The organism is Gimesia panareensis, assembly GCF_007748155.1.
Taxonomy (GTDB): Bacteria; Planctomycetota; Planctomycetia; order Planctomycetales; family Planctomycetaceae; genus Gimesia; species Gimesia panareensis.
Genome location: NZ_CP037421.1, coordinates 6,530,812 through 6,546,213, shown reverse-complemented (window position 1 = coordinate 6,546,213; position 15,402 = coordinate 6,530,812). Strand labels below are relative to the sequence as shown.

Below are 15,402 nucleotides of genomic sequence, written 5' to 3'. Positions count from 1 at the left end.
AAGAAAATTTGCAGATCCCTTCATTTTCCGGTACCAATGCGGGAAATGAAGCGCCATTTAATGTAGACGGAAAACGTTTGTCTCTCCCCGGTACTGATTTCTGCCCGCCCCTGAATTCCCCGAATGCGTTGTCATTGTTAGACTTAACATCAATATGAACGAACCCGCAGAACAACCTGAATCGAGCGAATCTTTTTTTCGCCAGTTCTCCAAGTCGGACCGGAAAATTTTCGGTTATATCCTGGCGCTGGTGCTCGATGTGGCGGCTGCGGAAGATATTTATCAGGAGACGTGCGTGATCCTCTGGAAGGAATTTCCCCAGTACGATCCGGAACGGAGTTTTCTTAACTGGGCGTACGGGATCGCCTTTAACCAGATCCGCAAGTACCGGCGGAAGTTTCAGAACCAGCGGCTGATTTTCAGTGACACACTGGTGACCGCGCTGGCGGAAGATGTATCGAGCATGGTCGAGGAACAGAGTGAGCGTCAGCTGGCACTCACCTGCTGCCTGGAGAACCTGTCCGCACGGGAGCGGAACCTGCTCGATTCCTATTATGGTGATCAACAGACCGCAGCCGCACTGGCAGAACAAGGGAACTGCTCGGTGCATGCGATTTACAAAACGATTAAAAAACTACGGCGGGCGCTGCATGAGTGCGTCACCCGGCGACTTGCGAACGAGGCTTCATCTTGACCGACCCTGCACCTGACATCCGCGAACAGATTCTGGAACTGGCCGACGCCCAGTGTTCGGGCACCATCACCGCCGAGGAGATGGAAACCCTGGAAGGCCTGCTGTCCGCGCATCCGGAGTATCGTCGGGAATATCTGAGTTATGTGTTCGTGCACATCGGACTGGCGGGAACGGCCCAGGCGCGACTGTTACAGTCTCCGGAACCGGAAGAGACCACAGTGGTCGTCCCACCAGCCGAGGAAGCGACCAATGTGGTTGAACGGGGCTACCTGGTGATGCTGATCCCGATCGTCTGCTCAGCGATCTGCCTGGGAGCGGTGGGAATTTTCCTCCTGATGGGTGATTTTCCGGGGCTGTGGGAACCCGAGATGGTGCTGCAGGAACGGTCCCGCTACTATTTTGACGATAGTGCCTCGCCTCCGGAAGAAGTCGCCAGTGTGAATCAGTTTGCGCGGGCCCGCTGGGAACTGCTGGGGAACAATCCCCTCGTGACCGATCGTTTTCAGCCGGGCACGGTGAAAGTCACATCGGGTGAAGTGGAGTTCGCTTTCTCCGGCGGGGCGGATGTGAATGTCGCCAGTCCCTCTCTGTTCGGCTTTGAGCGGAAAGACCAGGGAACCCTGTTTTCGGGCAGTGTCTCGACACACCGCTCGGATCGCAAGGCGCCGTTTCGACTGGAAACTCCGGGCATCGAGCTGATCGATCGGGGCACGGAATACGAGGTCAGCGTGAATGAAGCATCAGAGACCTTCGTGCATGTGCTGGATGGTCAACTGGAAGTCAAACCCCGCGGTCGCCTGCCCCGCTTCTTTTGGAACTTCGATCAGGGAACGGATAACGAACTGACGGATGCGATCGGCGAGAGTCCGGTTCAGGCGGGCCAGAATGCGTTGCGGGTGCGGGGCCTGATCGGGCCGGGTGCCGTCGAATTCAACAATCGGCCCGCTGCGAGCCTGCGGCTGGGGAACGGCGGCGGTCAGGAAGTGGGGACTGGCGACTACGCGGTCTCGACCGGGATTACCATCGAAGCGCTGGTCGTCTCAAAGTGGCAGACAGCGGAAACACCGCAAGCCCGGCCCCCGTTTGACTACGATGAAATCTTCCGCAAAGAGGACGGCAGCTATCGAATTCTGCTCAGCTTTCAGAACGATGACAAAGCCGGCATCACCCAGATTCCGAAAGTGGGCGACGGCCCCTGTCTCTCGTTTGGATTGTATCTGTCGGGTCTGGGTTACAGCGAACTGGACATGCCCCTGGACGGGAAAGAGGGCCGACCGACGCTGACGGAAATCCGCGACGGCGAGCCGCACCATATTGTGGCCACCTATAACGGCTGGACGGGCGAGAAAGCGATTTATATTGACGGCATCAAGCGAATGAGCCATCGCTTCCCCGTGGGGACGATGATCATCAGCGGCGGTGCGGCCCCGGCGGTGATCGGGAACCTGATCTCTGCCAATTCCGAAACGCTGGTCGGTCACGAACCGTTCAGCGGCGTGATCGACGAAGTCGCCTTCTACGACTATGCCCTGGATCCTGGCACGATCGCGACGCACTTTAACCTGTTCCAGGCGGGCAAAGACTACTTTGACTGCCAGCTGCCCGAATTCCTCCGCCAGGAAAAACAGGGGGAATACCTGCTGCTCAACAAGGGGCAGAAGATGAAATTCTCCGCGGAGACGGGGAAGCCGGTGCTGTGATCAGTCGGTTTCCTGTTTCAATCGTTTTCTGATGTAGAACGCTACGACCAGGAACAAGCACATCTCTACCAGGCAGAACAGGCCTGCATACATTGCATTACGGCTGACAAAGGCAAAAAACATAAACCCATTCATAAGCAGTGCTCCGCAGACCGTCACTACTTTCGTAGAAATACGTTTGGCCGTACTCAATGCCTGTAAGGGATAAATCCACGTCAGCAAGGCAATCAGCATGAAACAGGTGCGATAGCTGATTACCATGATGACGAGGCTCAGCAGTATGAATGTCACAACAAGTAAAGTCCATTTGAAATGATAGCTCCGGGTGCTCGACATTTCTTTCCGTGGTAGCTCGATCAATTGAAAGAAACTGCTCCAGAGTTCACGCTTCTCGGGTGTGAGACCACAGGCATAGCGAATTTCCTCCCACACGAAGCGCTGCCAGTTCCAGCCGGGTGTTTTTTCCAGAATCAGGGCAGGACGGTTTTCCAGATAAAGATTGTCGACCGTACGATCGGTGTCGCTCTCATAATAATAGAGCTCTGAAAGATCGTAAAACTGCGATTCCTGTTCGTGCACGACGATCAGCTGATTATTTTGCACGACCAGCGTGCGCGGCAGTTCCTCAGCTGCACTTTTGCCTGCAGCATCGAGCTTCAGAGACAGCAGATAGAGCGGTAGCAGAAAGGCAACCGGGAACAAGGCAAGCAGGAAGCCATTCCAGAAGCCGACGACCAACCAACCTAAGGGGAAAAAAATTACTAAAAGACCAATCAGCGGATAGAAAAAATTGTATTTGTAGAATTTCTTACGGGAGATCACATCGAGCGTCAGGGTTTCTTCGAGATAAGCATGTGCTCTCGCAAAGGAAAGCAATTCCGGTGATGCCGCATTGATACATGCGACGCAGTAGCGTTTTCCGTCCCACATTTTGAGCGAGTGTCTCTCCGGGCCGAAGAGCGACTCACACCTGGCACAGGCGTGTAGAGCGTTCGAGTCATTCTGTTTCTGAGGGGAATTCATTTCAGGTTTGTTGCTCACTTTTCCTGCACTCGACGTGCTTCCCGAATTCGATCAAACTGTTCCTCCATCCCGGGACCCATATCTTTGGCATTATAGCCAAACGCGGTCAGCTGGGGATGCTCCTGAAATATCTGCAGGGCTTCGTGATCTGACATGTCGGCGCCATTCAGCATGATGTGAGTCAGACGGGGCGGCCATGATTTCAGGTTCCGAAAGGCTGCTGCGGTGATGTGACAGTTACGTAAGTTGAGCTCTTCCAGGTGAGGACTCCCCTCCAGCAGCGCGCAGACGCCTGTGTCAGTAACCGCGGTCTCATCCAGCATCAGCTTTTTCAGTTGATTAAGCCGGGCGAGTGCGGCACAGACTTCGTCACCGACCTGCGTTTCTCCCAGATCGAGAGTTTTCACGGAGTGCAGTTCGCCCAGAAACGGTGCGGCCCGGTCATCGATCTCAGTTCTGCTGAGCACAAGCCAGCGTAGTTTTTTGAGTTGTTTGAGATGCCGCAGATCGGTGGAAGAGACCGTGGAACCCCAGAGATAAACGGTATCCAGTTCCGGTAACGTCGAGATTCGCTGGAGGGTGGCATCACCAATTTGGGCATCAAGCAGGTAAATCCTCCATAAGTCCCGGCATTCCGTGATCCAGCCGAGGCCGTCATCGGTGATCTGGGGAGCATGGATCGACAACCAGCCCAGATTTTTCAGAGGAGCCAGCTCCCGGGCACCGACGTCCGTTAATTCAGTCCCGTCAAAGCTGAGGCGGGTCAGGTGAATCATCTTTCCCACGATCGGGGCTACCCGGTCGTTGACCAGAGCCCGTTCACAATGAAATCCTTTGACCAGGGGAGCGAGTATTTCCAGGTCCTCGTAAACCTCTGACATCTGACCGGGGGAGTCGAAGATGCTGCAGCTGATCCGGATTTCACCGCGAGAGAACCGGGGGAGCGAGACTCCCGGCAAGGCTTTCCCGACGAGTCGATACAGGGGATCGAGGTTGCTGCTCGCACTGACCTTGCAGCCTCGCGCGCGAAGATTCTCTTCCGCCCGCGAAATGGCGACGTTCTGCTGATACAGGAGGAAACCCAGAAGACCGACGGTGGTCAGGAGAAACGCGAGGAACAAGAACCAGTTTCTACGTTTGCCTGTTTTCATGTGGGTGACTTCCTGGCCGGTTCACTCCTCCAGCGAGCGGCCTTTCGTTTCTTTGATCGTGAGGATGATACAGAACGAAATGGCGGCGATGGCGGAGAGATACCAGGCGATGGCCAGTGGATTGCCGGTCGCTTTGACCAGCCAGGCGGCGACCATCGGGGCGGTGCCTCCGAAGATGGCGAACGGTAAATTATAACTGACGCTGGCGGCGCTGACACGCACGCCCCGCTTGAAGAGTTCCGTAATCGTGGCGGGGATCGCGCCGGCGAAGCAGGCGACCAGCACGGCGAAACCGATCTGGCCGGTGAGAATCAGTGTGAACTCGTGGTGATGCATCAGCCTGAGCAGTGCGGGGGAGAGAATCGCGACGCCGGCGGAACCGATGAGCAGCAGCGGCTTGCGGCCGAAGCGGTCGGCGAGTATCGCGGCGATGGGGACGAACACCGTGAGGGCGGCCATGCTGAGCGTGTTGATGTCGAGGGCCTCTGCGCGGGATTCGCCCACTTCTTCGACGAGCCAGGTCGAGAGGTATATGAAAACGGTGTAAAACGTAACCGCGTTCATCATGTTCAGGCCCGACGACTGCAGCATTTCGGTGCGATGGCCGGTCCAGGCATCTTTCAGCGGCGAGCTGGGTTCCTGCTCGGCCAGTTCTTCGGCGAGAGGTTGATCGGGAATGCCGTGACGAATGAAATAACCGACGACAGCGACCAGCACCCCGGCGAGGAAGGGAATCCGCCAGCCCCAGCTCTGCAGCTGGATGTCGGTGGTGAAGCTGTTGATCAGGGCGCCGACAGCGGAACCGAGCAGAATGCCGCAGGTCGCACCGATCATACTCCAGGCGCCGAAAAAGGCGCGGCGGTGAGGCGGGGCATGTTCGACGAGGAACACAAACGAGCTCGTATATTCGCCGCCTACCGAGACGCCCTGAATCATGCGGAGAATGATCATCAGAATCGCGGCGGAGATGCCAATCTGGGCGTGGGTGGGGAGGAGTCCGACCAGCATCGTGGGGATGGCCATCATCATCACAGACAGGGTGAGTGCTTTCTTGCGACCGATGCGATCGCCGATGTGCCCGAACACGACGGCTCCGACGGGCCGCATCAGAAAGCCGGCGGCGAACGCACCGAAGGCGGCGATCAGCGACGTGCGGGCGTCTGCGGCGGGAAAGAAGAGTTTGCCGATCGTGGGTGCGAAAAAGCCGTAGACGGCGAAGTCGTACCATTCGAGAATATTGCCGATAAACCCGGCGGCGAGGACCCGCGTCTTTTTCCCTCCGGTTGCCTCTGCATCGATTTCCTGTGCCACGGTCGACATGAAGGTCTGCATCCTTGAAATGGTGCTGAATTCAGGTAGCGACAGGGTTGAGTTCAGCGGGATTTATGCCTGGGGAAACCGCGTCCGGTGGCGGCTTCTGGTGTGCTTAGTTTAGGTGATCTGCTGACTGGTGGGAATGTTGATTTTGGGTTGCGAGGGATTAATCACAGTTCGGGAGCGTCAATGGTTTCTACCACTAAAGGCACTAAAATGAGGTGCGTGTCAGGCTCGATCGCTGTTGGGCAAGCCAACAGTACCACCCTGTCCCTCAAGTCTTGTGTGCTCTTAAGTTGTGCCAGGATCTATGACTGGAACAGACAGTACCAGAAGGAGTGTTCCCAGGCTGGTGAAGAGGGCGAAGGCGGATTCGTGGAACCAGAGCGAATTGAAGCCGGTATCAAACAGCCGAGTCAGGCTGCCGGTGAGCATCAGGCAGGCGACGATGCCAATCAGGGTCTGCTGGCCTGAGATCAGAATCCAGCCGACGAAGATAAAGATACCAAAGCCCACGGGCAGTGGCAGGAGATATCCCCACCAGGGACCTCCCCAGATTGCGGTCAGCTGTCCCAATATGAAGCAGAGCAGACCGACCAGAGGCAGAAACTGTTGGATTTTGCTGAGCATGTTGAAGTGCCTCCCGAGCCAGCTTTCAGTTTAACTGTTATGGGCCCCGGCTGAAAAGTGGATTTCGGATCGGGGGGCTTATCACAGTCCGGAACCATCTTTTTTCTACCACGAAATGCACGAAAGACACGAAATTTCTGGTGAGGCTGCGACGATCTGTGCGAGGAGGCTGGCTGGTAATGGAGGTTCAAAACCGGTGGCTGGTGCCTTGTCGCTCAGATGATTGAAGCTGTGGAGAGCGGTTCGTACTCTTTCCCTGTCAGTTTCCTGCTCGCTGCGCTCGGCCCGAATTGCATTCGGGCTTACCCGGACATGTGAGCGGAATGGCGCTAGCCACCGGTTCTGGAATCAGCGTCATCCTTCTTTACCGGCGGCCAGGTAGCGTTTCTTAATTCAGATGTGATATAGCAAAGTCGTTTCAACCGGGGCTAACGTCCTGCGGCTAATTTAGTCTTTTCTGTTGCCTGCGAAGCAGGGACTACATTTGCAGCCCGCCTGAATTTTTTCTGTTTTTGATTGACAGATTTGTAGCACGGGCTACAATATGAAAGCATATGTAGCCTTGGCTACATTTTTTCGCCTCGCAATTTGTAGCCTTGGCTACTTTTTAGAACCTGCCGTTTTTACTTTCCTGTAAAGGTTTTCTTTGATGAGCTACCCGCCTGCCCGTCTGTCCCGCCGTGGTTTTACTTTGATTGAACTGCTGGTGGTGATTGCGATTATTGCGACTTTGATTGCCCTGCTTTTGCCTGCGGTTCAGCAGGCGCGGGAGGCGGCGCGGCGGAGTCAGTGTAAGAACAATCTGAAGCAGCTGGGGATTGCGCTGCATAATTATCACGATACGCATTCCGCGTTTCCCGCGGGCTATTATTCGTACGGCACCAGTAACGGTTCCGGTCCGGGCTGGGCGGAGATTGATCCGACGACCTGGGATGCGGCGCCAGGGTGGACCTGGAGTATGATGCTGCTGCCTTACCTGGATCAGGCGAATGTCTATAACGCACTGGATGTGAACCGGCCCTGCTGGGATCTGGTGAATGCGGGAGCGGCACAGACGACGCTGCCGGTCTTTCTGTGTCCGTCTGCGTCGGGGGGCGATGAACCGTTTCTGGTACGGGACAGTGCCGGTAACCCGCTGCTCAAAGGGGGTGCGCAGCTGCTGTTCGGTCGCTCGCATTATGTCGCCAGCCATGGTCAGGAATCGTGCTGGGGGGAATGCGGGGCGAGTACGACGGGCGTGATCTTTACGAACATCTATACTAAGACCACGACAACAGTCACGATTAACGGCGATGCTTCGAAAGTGGCCGACGGACCGTTCTTTCGCAATTCGCGAACCCGGATGCGGGATGCGACCGACGGCCTGTCGAATACGATCTTCCTGGGCGAGCATTCGTCACGACTGAGCGATAAAACATGGGTGGGTGTGGTGCCGGGGGCTTTTACGCATCCCCGGTTTTCCACGCCGGAGAATGGGCCGGACGCCGCGGCGACGCTGTCGCTGATTCATGCGGGGCCTTCGGGCGGCGAGCTGGACATCACCGGCTTTCCGATCATCCACCCGGTGAACTTTCCGACCTATCATGTGGGGCAGATGTTTTCCGAACATGTGGGGGGCGGGCATGTCTGCCTGGGGGACGGCTCGGTGCGGTTTGTGTCTGAGAATGTCGATCTTTTGCTGTGGGCCTCACTCTCCAGTCTGAATGAGGGTGAATTGATCGGGGAGTATTAAGATGCCACATCGATTCACTTTAGCACTGGTTCTATTTCTATGCGGGGGACTGTTACTGTCCGGCTGCGGTTACCCGGAGGTCTCGCCGAAGACGTATGAAATTTCCAAGGCACTGTATTCGGTCTGTAATCAGAAAAGTCAGGAACGACTGGAAGCGGTGGAGGAACTGATTCAGAGTTCGCTGGAGCAAGAGGAAATCAGTGAGCGGGAAGCGGAATGGCTGGGCGAAATTATCAGGCAGGCCCGGCAGGGGGAATGGGAGGCGGCTTTACGGGAAACCCGCCAGATCATGGAGGATCAGGTGGGGCGGTGATTTGCATGATGCCGCAAGAGGGCAGAAGCTTCCTCATGGATGGCACTCGATGTATTTTCTTTTCTACCACGAAATGCACGAAAGACACGAAATTTTCTGCCAGGTAGTGTTTCATAATTCGGATTGTCTATACCAAAGTCGTTTCAACCGGGACTAACGCTCTGCGGCTAATTTGGCTTGTCTGTAGTCGTAGTTCTGAGAATAATTAAAATCACTACCTGGTGCCTTGCCGCTCAGGGTTGGGGCCTGTTGATCCATTCAAGCTATTCTCTGTCAGTTTCCCGCTCGCTGCGCTCGGCCCGAATTTTATTCGGGCTCACCCTGCTCTCATTTCTTTGCTTGCTGCTGGCGATCCTCTCTTTTCACCGGTGCTGCTTTGGCACTGGTTTTATTTTCTCTGTCCTCGCTGGAGCCGATATGTAGGATTTCTCTTTGTGTTTAACCGGCCTGCATGCTGCGCGGTTTACAACCACGAAAAGTACGAAAGACACGAAATATTCTGCTGGTGCAGGTTGTCAGTGATGCTGGTTATGATCTTCTCCGGGAAATTAACATGGATGGATTTATCTGTTACTGCTGCTGGATGCGACTGCTGTGGGGCATGGTTTCGATATCTCGGGAATTATTTCATTCTGTTGAGGGGCGCGTGGGTGTCAAGACAAAACTCTGTCCTGGTGTGTCCAGTTTTTGTCCTGTTTTGTCCGGGATTTTGTCCCGATCTGTCCTGATTTTTGTCCTGATGTGGCCCGATCAATTGAAGAGAACATGGCGAACGGGTTCGAAATGTTCCGGTGGAAAACTGATGAAAAACGACGGTAATTCAGGTGAAGCTGCGTCAGTGATTCTTCAGATGCAGTGCACGCAGCACCGGCCTCGCGCGCGAGCCAAACTGGAACAAACATACGGTTCGGCGTGGGCGGTTCCAGTCGAATCTGTTCAGTTGAAGGTGGAGAAAATTCAGTGGTGGGATGTTGAGACGGGTATTTGTGCAGGGATGAGGATTCTGGTCAGTCGGCGGAATCGTCGTCCCCTTTGAGCACGATGGCCAGCAGCATGGGAATCACGATGATCAGACAGAGCCCGAAGAAGATGGCGTAGTCGGGAATGTCTGGGCTGCCAAAAATGAAGGAGGACAATCCGAGCTGGAAGAAGAGATAGAGGAGGAACGCCAGACTGGCGAGACCAATGAGGATAAAAAGTGTGAGATGCAGAATGCGTTTGCGGCGTTTCATGGTGCTGGCATTACGAGTTGTTCAGGACGCTACGGTCTCCATGGTTTCCGGTTCGGTCTGGGGAGTGGAGGTTTCTTTTAGCAGTTCAAGGACAGAGATCAGATGTCCCTGACAGATGAGATCAGCAATAAAGAGAGTCGTAAAGATCACCATGAAAACATCCGTGCCACGAGCGGTGAAAATCTCCTGAAGCATCAAAGAAATGATAAAAATCCCAATCAGGATGTAATTTCGTTTCCGACCTTTTTTTAAAGACTCGATGTACTGGTCCACTGTCGGTTTCTGTGACATGCTCTGATACTCCCGTTTGTAATAGAGGCCTTCGTGTCAGGCTATGATGATGCATGGCGCTGTTTTTATTTTACACTATGCAGCGTCTGTTTTCAGGAGCAATCAGAGTCTGTGAGGTCGTTTTCATCAGATCAAAGTTTGTGCACAGCAAGAACGAATCAAGTGGGCGAGACTGGATTTATTGCAGGCTACCGAAGTTGTCAGCATCGTTGATGAATCGGACTTTGAGCATCAGGTATTGAAACTGATTTTCATGAGGGGAAGGAGGAATACAGATCAACAATGCCTGGTGATCCTGCAGGTTGGAGGAAACGGAGATCCGCCTGCGGAATACACGGGGAACCTGAATGGTGACCGGTTTGCCCTGGATCTCGGAATCATAGAGATTGACATCCAGGATCCGGCTCAGTTGAATCAGGCCACTCAGATGCAGCGTGGAGCAATCTGCTGCGTATTCCGGTCGGAGTGTAAAGTGCAGACCTTCGCCAATCGTTTCGACGACTGGTTTCAATTGTCCGTCCGGCTGCTTGTGCAGACCCGTTAAAAAAGGACGACTGATCGTATTGCCGAGTATCACTCGTTGTCCATTGAACAGGGTTACTTTGGGAGCAAACAACAGGGAGGACCTGCTATCAGCCTGGGCCACCTGGAGAAATTGACGCTGCTGCCCCTGATTCAAAACGGCGACCCGGATCGGAAAATATTCATCGACAACAGCACTGGCCTGAAGGGTATTCTGGCCTGACTCCGGCAGTTGATCGAAGTGGGTCTGTGTTTCAGGTCCAAAGGCTTCCAGACTGTTCCATTCGAAATCTGCCAGACTGGAAATATCGGTCGACAATGCTGCGGTGCGGGTTTCAAAAGTTACCTGTCGCAGGCCGCTCTTTTCCCAGGCTTTCAACTGGATTTCCAGTTCCTTCTGCCAGGCAGCCGGTGCGCGGACGACCAACTGCTGTTCTTCCCCAAATTCTGCCTGAGGCACATCCTCTGCGGGGAGACTGTCGAGCGACTGGCCTGACGGTTTCAAAAAGTTGAACTGGTTCTGTATCAGCAACCTGATCCACTCGCGGGCCTGTTTTTCCGGTATTTTCTCTGTTTCCATGAACCGCTTAATCGATTTCTTCAAATCATAGACCTGGACGGTGACGGGGCCAGGGTCCGGAAAGTCTGTTTGCATAAAATCGACGTCGACTGCTGAAGTCCAGAGAGGAACTTCAGCTTCAGGCAACTGAGGGTATCTGGCATCGGTCAAACCGCTGATTGTAAAGAGCATGAGTGCGGAGATGACAAGCGTCCTGTGTAACGGGTGCACTTTGACCGTCGCTGTGCGGAGTGCTTTGAGGCGGTTCGCAAGCGAACGCTTGCGCAGAGGATTTTTCAGAAAACCAAGCATCGAGACCGGGAGGGAAATCCGCCAGCGGGCTCCCGTGTCCGGCCGCTGGGCGAGCGTGAGCAGGAGTTCGCTGTAATCGCGGGGGTAATCGAATTCCTGCTGGTTTACGTGATGCTGTTCCAGCCAGTGGAGGACCATGGCATCGCGGGATTGTTCGCGCAGGCTGAAGTAACGGGTGGCAGCGAGCCAGTAAGTGGGATTCCACCAGTACAGGAGTTTCAAGCCGAATAGAATCCAGTTGACCCACAGGTCCCGACGAATAAGATGTGTCAACTCGTGGAGCATGATGAGCCGGAGTTGTCGATCATCGAGATCAGCCACATCAGCGGGTAATAAGAGCTTGGGGCGGAACAGGCCGCAGACGGCGGGCTGCGCCAGTTCATCGAGGATAACAATCGGGATCGTGCGACGGAAGGAGACTTCCCGGCAGCAGTCTGCCCAGAGTTGTATCAAGCGTCCGTCAGATGCAGCAGTGCCGCGGCTGACGATTCGAGTGAAGCGCCAATGGCCGATGATGGTGCGTGACAGCAGGCCGATCGCACCGGCGAGCCAGATGAAAGGGGACCATGAAAGTAAGAAGTCCAGGAGGTAGATCAGTTTCTGGAACAGAGCAGTCGTGAAGCCGTTTTCCGGTTCCGGGGCGGGGTTGGTCGCGAGAAGGGCAACTGCCTGCGGAGCACTGTCCGGAGTGGCCCACTGTGATACCTGGTCTGCCGGGCGCCAGGGATCAACGGGGCGCTCCGCCTCGATTGTATTCTGCTCGATCACAAAGATCAGGTTCTGCAGGCTGAAGGAACTTTCAGGCCCGAAGGGCATAGCGAGCCTGAGGAGAACCAGGCCCCAGAGCAACCCCATCTGGGCAGCGGTGAGCCATTTGCGCAGCAGCAGATTGACCGCCAGGACAAACAGCATGAGGAATGCAGCAGTCAATGCGGGTGCGATCAACGTTTCGATCACCGGCTCCGCGGTGTTATTCAGAGTAACGAGCGTCTGTTCGAATCCATTCATGTTCAACGTTCCTTCTCAGCAGGTATACGACGGCGCTCTGCGAAAGCTGCTGCAGAGAGATATTTCTATGAACGATACAACTAATTTTCATTTCTGTTTTCTGAAGACGGTCCTGGCAGCCAGATTCCGTTATTAAAATGACCGCTTTTTACCGGGCCAGTGGCTCATCGAGAATACGAACTTTGAGCATCACGTATTGAAAGAGTTTCTGCTGAAATGCAGGAGGGATACACACGAGTAAAGTCTGTTCGTCTTTCAGACTGGACGCGACAGTAATACTCCTGCGGATGACGCGGGGAATTTGTATGGTCCTTTCTTTTCCAGCGATCTGGGTTGTGTAGAAATTGACATCCACAATCTGACTCAGTTCGATCAGTCCTTTGAGATTGACCTCGGAACCTTCGTCTGAGATGACGGTCCTGAATGTGAGGTTTCTGCCATCGTCAATGACTTTTATTTTGGGTTGGAGTTCCGCATTTTCATTTTTCCGGAGCCCAATGACAAACGGACGCTGGACGATGTCGGAGACAGTGGCACGTTGCCCGTTAAACACAGTTACCTTGGGTGCATACAGCAGATTGCTGCGCTCATCACTCTGTACCATGCGAATAAAGTGGGTTTCCTGGGCTTTCGTCAAAACAGCGACGCGCACCGGGATAAATTCTTCGACAATCGCACTGGCCTGGACAAGCGGTTCGTTTGAATCTGACAGACTTTCAAATTGCGTGCGGGATGCGGGCGCAACATCCGCTTCCAGTGCATTCCATGTGATATTCGACCGGGCAACAATATCAGCAGACAATTCAGTGAAACGGGTTTCCAGGGAGATCTGTCCCAGGCCGCTCTGTTTCCAGGCACGGAGTTGCTGCCCCAGTTCTTCGTGGAGAAAATTCGAGGCGTAAACGACGAGACGATTTTGCTCATCGAACTTTACATGAGCCTGCTCGGCTGACTTTCCAACGGGCCAATACTTATGGTTTTTTATTTTCAGGAGGAAATCGATGTGTCCCAAGAGGTACTGGCGGGCCTGTTCTTGAGAAATCGAGCGTTCCTCAGATATTTTCTCGATCACTTGATCGACTTGAATTTTTTGCGTGTAAAGCGGCTCGAAAGTTGTAGTGGATACAGGGTCGGGCAAAGGGAGTTCCGCAGTCCAGTTCGGCTGGCGTTTATATTCCCCCTGCAGTTGTTGCTGGTCGGTGGAATCTTTCACATCTGCCAGCCCGGTCGCTGCGCAGAGGGCGATGACGATGATGACGGCGGTGGTGTGCAGAGGGTGGACTTTCACGGTTGCACTACGGAGTGCCTTGAGCCGGTTGGCGAGTGACCGTTTGCGGAAGGGGGACTTCAGAAATCCCAAGAGCGAGACCGGGAGTGAAATGCGCCAGCGAGCATCGGCTCCTGGGCGTTGTGCGAGTGTGAGCAGGAGCTCGCTGAACTCGCGGGTAGGATCAGAGTTTGTATCGTGGTCCTGCTGTTCCCGCCAGCGGAGGACCATAGCATCGCGGGACTGTTCGCGGAGACTGTTGTAACGGGTGGCTGCCAGCCAGTAGAGGGGATTCCACCAGTGGAACAATCTCAGGCCGAACAAAAACCAGTTGACCCACAGGTCCCGTCGGATAAGATGCGCCAGCTCGTGGAGCATGATGAGTTGGAGTTGACTGTCATCGAGCTCTGTGACATCGGTGGGAAGCAGCAGTTTCGGTCGCCGGGCTCCCATGACGGAGGGCTGGGAAATGTCGTCGCAAACAATCACTGGAACGGAACTCGGGTATCGAACCTGCTGACAGCAGGTATTCCAGAGGTGTAAGAGTCGTTGATCTGTGGAAACTGGAAGACGATTGATTTTTTGAGTAAATCGCCAATGAGTGACCAGCATCCGAGCCAGGATAAAGAGGGCTCCGATGAACCAGAGTGGCGGGAGGACCCTCAGGAACCATTCGAGGAAGGAAATAAGATATTCCTGAAGTGTTTCGGTGGAACTGACTTCAGGGGGTTTTGGTTCCGGGAACTGGATTTGATGCATGGGGGGCACATCTGCTGCAGTCGTCGCTTTGACGTCAGTAACCGGCCAGGGTTCGGGAGCGTAAGCATCACGGGGCGGTTCAGCGGGTGTCGATTCCTCCATGAATTCCACAAACAGATTCGTCAGGCTATACGAACTTTCCGGAGCAAAACCATAGGGTATGGCGAGTCGGATGAGGACCAGTGCCCAGAGCAATCCCATCTGTCCTGCGGTCAGCCATTTTCGTGCGAAGAGGTTCACGAACAAGACGAGTGCTGCCAGCAGGACGGCGATCATGGTGGGGATGATTAACAGTTCCAGGATTTGATCGGTAATTTCAACGTAGAGATCTGAAGCCAACAGGAATCCATTCATGTTCAACGTTCCTTCTCATCGAGTATGCGGCGGAGGTCTGCGATGTCCTGTGCAGAGAGTTTTGTATGTTGCATGAAATGTGCGAGCAGCGGGCCCGGTTCACTGTCGAAGACCCGGTCCAGAAAGGCGCGGCTGGCCTGTTTGACGCAGGCCGAACGTTTGACGCGGGAGCGGTAGACGTAACGGTTGCCCTGCTGTTCGAAGGTGAGCACCTCTTTTTTGACGAGGCGATGCAGCATGGTCTTGATGGTGGCCGGAGCCCAATCGGTCTGGGCGGACAAGCGGGAGACAATCTCCTGGGCGGTGAGCGGCTGGCCGTCCCAGATGACGTTCATCACCTGCCATTCGGCATCGGAAATGGAAATCTGATTCATTTTAAGAACTCCTCCGTGATCGTTTACATGTGTAATTAACTACAAATGTAAACGGTGTCAAGGGGAACCACAACGAAAAGAAGTGCAGCTGTAAACAACGGTCAGAAAACGTAGCGCGTGCCGGTTGAAAACCGTAGCGCTGTCTGTGCAGGATTCGTCCTGATGTG

Annotated in this window: 13 protein-coding genes; 4 read left to right on the top strand and 9 right to left on the bottom strand. The window is 54.4% G+C overall.

From position 1 onward, the window contains the following. Positions 1-154: 154 nt before the first annotated feature. Both Enr10x_RS24530 and Enr10x_RS24525 read left to right on the top strand, forming a co-directional pair. Positions 155-694, top strand: coding sequence for a sigma-70 family RNA polymerase sigma factor (locus Enr10x_RS24530; protein WP_145114166.1), 540 nt, complete (start codon positions 155-157; stop codon positions 692-694). Then, positions 691-2,394 (top strand): LamG-like jellyroll fold domain-containing protein, encoded by a 1,704-nt coding sequence (locus Enr10x_RS24525; RefSeq protein WP_145451678.1) that lies wholly within the window; start codon positions 691-693, stop codon positions 2,392-2,394. The genes Enr10x_RS24530 and Enr10x_RS24525 overlap by 4 nt, the downstream gene beginning before the upstream one ends. Here Enr10x_RS24525 and Enr10x_RS24520 read toward each other — a convergent pair whose 3' ends face one another. The 4 genes from Enr10x_RS24520 to Enr10x_RS24505 form a co-directional block, all read right to left on the bottom strand. Beyond that, the gene (locus Enr10x_RS24520) at positions 2,395-3,324 is read right to left on the bottom strand and encodes a hypothetical protein (RefSeq protein WP_145451676.1); all 930 of its coding nucleotides are present in this window, start codon (positions 3,322-3,324) and stop codon (positions 2,395-2,397) included. Between the two features lie 107 nt (positions 3,325-3,431). Beyond that, complete coding sequence (locus Enr10x_RS24515; RefSeq protein WP_145451675.1) at positions 3,432-4,568, bottom strand: leucine-rich repeat domain-containing protein; 1,137 nt, start codon at positions 4,566-4,568, stop codon at positions 3,432-3,434. Positions 4,569-4,589: 21 nt separating this feature from the next. Further along, a complete protein-coding gene (locus tag Enr10x_RS24510; RefSeq protein ID WP_197997349.1) occupies positions 4,590-5,888 on the bottom strand; it encodes an MFS transporter in 1,299 nt (432 codons plus the stop codon). A gap of 285 nt (positions 5,889-6,173) precedes the next feature. Continuing rightward, positions 6,174-6,512 carry a hypothetical protein gene (locus tag Enr10x_RS24505; protein ID WP_145451672.1) on the bottom strand — a complete coding sequence of 113 codons (339 nt, stop codon included), beginning with the start codon at positions 6,510-6,512 and terminating at the stop codon, positions 6,174-6,176. A gap of 649 nt (positions 6,513-7,161) precedes the next feature. On the opposite strand from Enr10x_RS24505, the gene Enr10x_RS24500 reads away from it, so the two are divergent. Then, complete coding sequence (locus Enr10x_RS24500; RefSeq protein ID WP_145451671.1) at positions 7,162-8,244, top strand: DUF1559 domain-containing protein; 1,083 nt, start codon at positions 7,162-7,164, stop codon at positions 8,242-8,244. Between the two features lies 1 nt (position 8,245). After that, a complete protein-coding gene (locus tag Enr10x_RS24495) occupies positions 8,246-8,557 on the top strand; it encodes a hypothetical protein (protein WP_145451670.1) in 312 nt (103 codons plus the stop codon). A gap of 1,007 nt (positions 8,558-9,564) precedes the next feature. Here Enr10x_RS24495 and Enr10x_RS24490 read toward each other — a convergent pair. The 5 genes from Enr10x_RS24490 to Enr10x_RS24470 all read right to left on the bottom strand — a co-directional run bounded on the left by Enr10x_RS24490 (position 9,565) and on the right by Enr10x_RS24470 (position 15,235). Then, positions 9,565-9,789 carry a hypothetical protein gene (locus Enr10x_RS24490; RefSeq protein WP_145451669.1) on the bottom strand — a complete coding sequence of 75 codons (225 nt, stop codon included), beginning with the start codon at positions 9,787-9,789 and terminating at the stop codon, positions 9,565-9,567. 21 nt (positions 9,790-9,810) lie between these two features. Beyond that, on the bottom strand, positions 9,811-10,080 hold the full coding sequence (locus Enr10x_RS24485; RefSeq protein ID WP_145451668.1) for a hypothetical protein: 270 nt from the start codon (positions 10,078-10,080) through the stop codon (positions 9,811-9,813). Positions 10,081-10,258: 178 nt separating this feature from the next. Further along, complete coding sequence (locus tag Enr10x_RS24480) at positions 10,259-12,481, bottom strand: M56 family metallopeptidase (protein WP_145451667.1); 2,223 nt, start codon at positions 12,479-12,481, stop codon at positions 10,259-10,261. Between the two features lie 148 nt (positions 12,482-12,629). Further along, the gene (locus Enr10x_RS24475; protein WP_145451666.1) at positions 12,630-14,861 is read right to left on the bottom strand and encodes a M56 family metallopeptidase; all 2,232 of its coding nucleotides are present in this window, start codon (positions 14,859-14,861) and stop codon (positions 12,630-12,632) included. A 2-nt stretch (positions 14,862-14,863) separates the two neighbouring features. Next, a complete protein-coding gene (locus Enr10x_RS24470; protein WP_145451665.1) occupies positions 14,864-15,235 on the bottom strand; it encodes a BlaI/MecI/CopY family transcriptional regulator in 372 nt (123 codons plus the stop codon). Between the last annotated feature and the right edge of the window lie 167 nt (positions 15,236-15,402).

Excerpts from the sequence above, each read along its gene's own strand:
- Enr10x_RS24530 (WP_145114166.1), top strand. The coding sequence starts at position 155 with ATGAACGAACCCGCAGAACAACCTGAATCGAGCGAATCTTTTTTTCGC.
- Enr10x_RS24520 (WP_145451676.1), bottom strand. The coding sequence starts at position 3,324 with ATGTGGGACGGAAAACGCTACTGCGTCGCATGTATCAATGCGGCATCA.
- Enr10x_RS24515 (WP_145451675.1), bottom strand. The coding sequence starts at position 4,568 with ATGAAAACAGGCAAACGTAGAAACTGGTTCTTGTTCCTCGCGTTTCTC.
- Enr10x_RS24510 (WP_197997349.1), bottom strand. The coding sequence starts at position 5,888 with ATGTCGACCGTGGCACAGGAAATCGATGCAGAGGCAACCGGAGGGAAA.
- Enr10x_RS24505 (WP_145451672.1), bottom strand. The coding sequence starts at position 6,512 with ATGCTCAGCAAAATCCAACAGTTTCTGCCTCTGGTCGGTCTGCTCTGC.
- Enr10x_RS24500 (WP_145451671.1), top strand. The coding sequence starts at position 7,162 with ATGAGCTACCCGCCTGCCCGTCTGTCCCGCCGTGGTTTTACTTTGATT.
- Enr10x_RS24495 (WP_145451670.1), top strand. The coding sequence starts at position 8,246 with ATGCCACATCGATTCACTTTAGCACTGGTTCTATTTCTATGCGGGGGA.
- Enr10x_RS24490 (WP_145451669.1), bottom strand. The coding sequence starts at position 9,789 with ATGAAACGCCGCAAACGCATTCTGCATCTCACACTTTTTATCCTCATT.
- Enr10x_RS24485 (WP_145451668.1), bottom strand. The coding sequence starts at position 10,080 with ATGTCACAGAAACCGACAGTGGACCAGTACATCGAGTCTTTAAAAAAA.
- Enr10x_RS24480 (WP_145451667.1), bottom strand. The coding sequence starts at position 12,481 with ATGAATGGATTCGAACAGACGCTCGTTACTCTGAATAACACCGCGGAG.
- Enr10x_RS24475 (WP_145451666.1), bottom strand. The coding sequence starts at position 14,861 with ATGAATGGATTCCTGTTGGCTTCAGATCTCTACGTTGAAATTACCGAT.
- Enr10x_RS24470 (WP_145451665.1), bottom strand. The coding sequence starts at position 15,235 with ATGAATCAGATTTCCATTTCCGATGCCGAATGGCAGGTGATGAACGTC.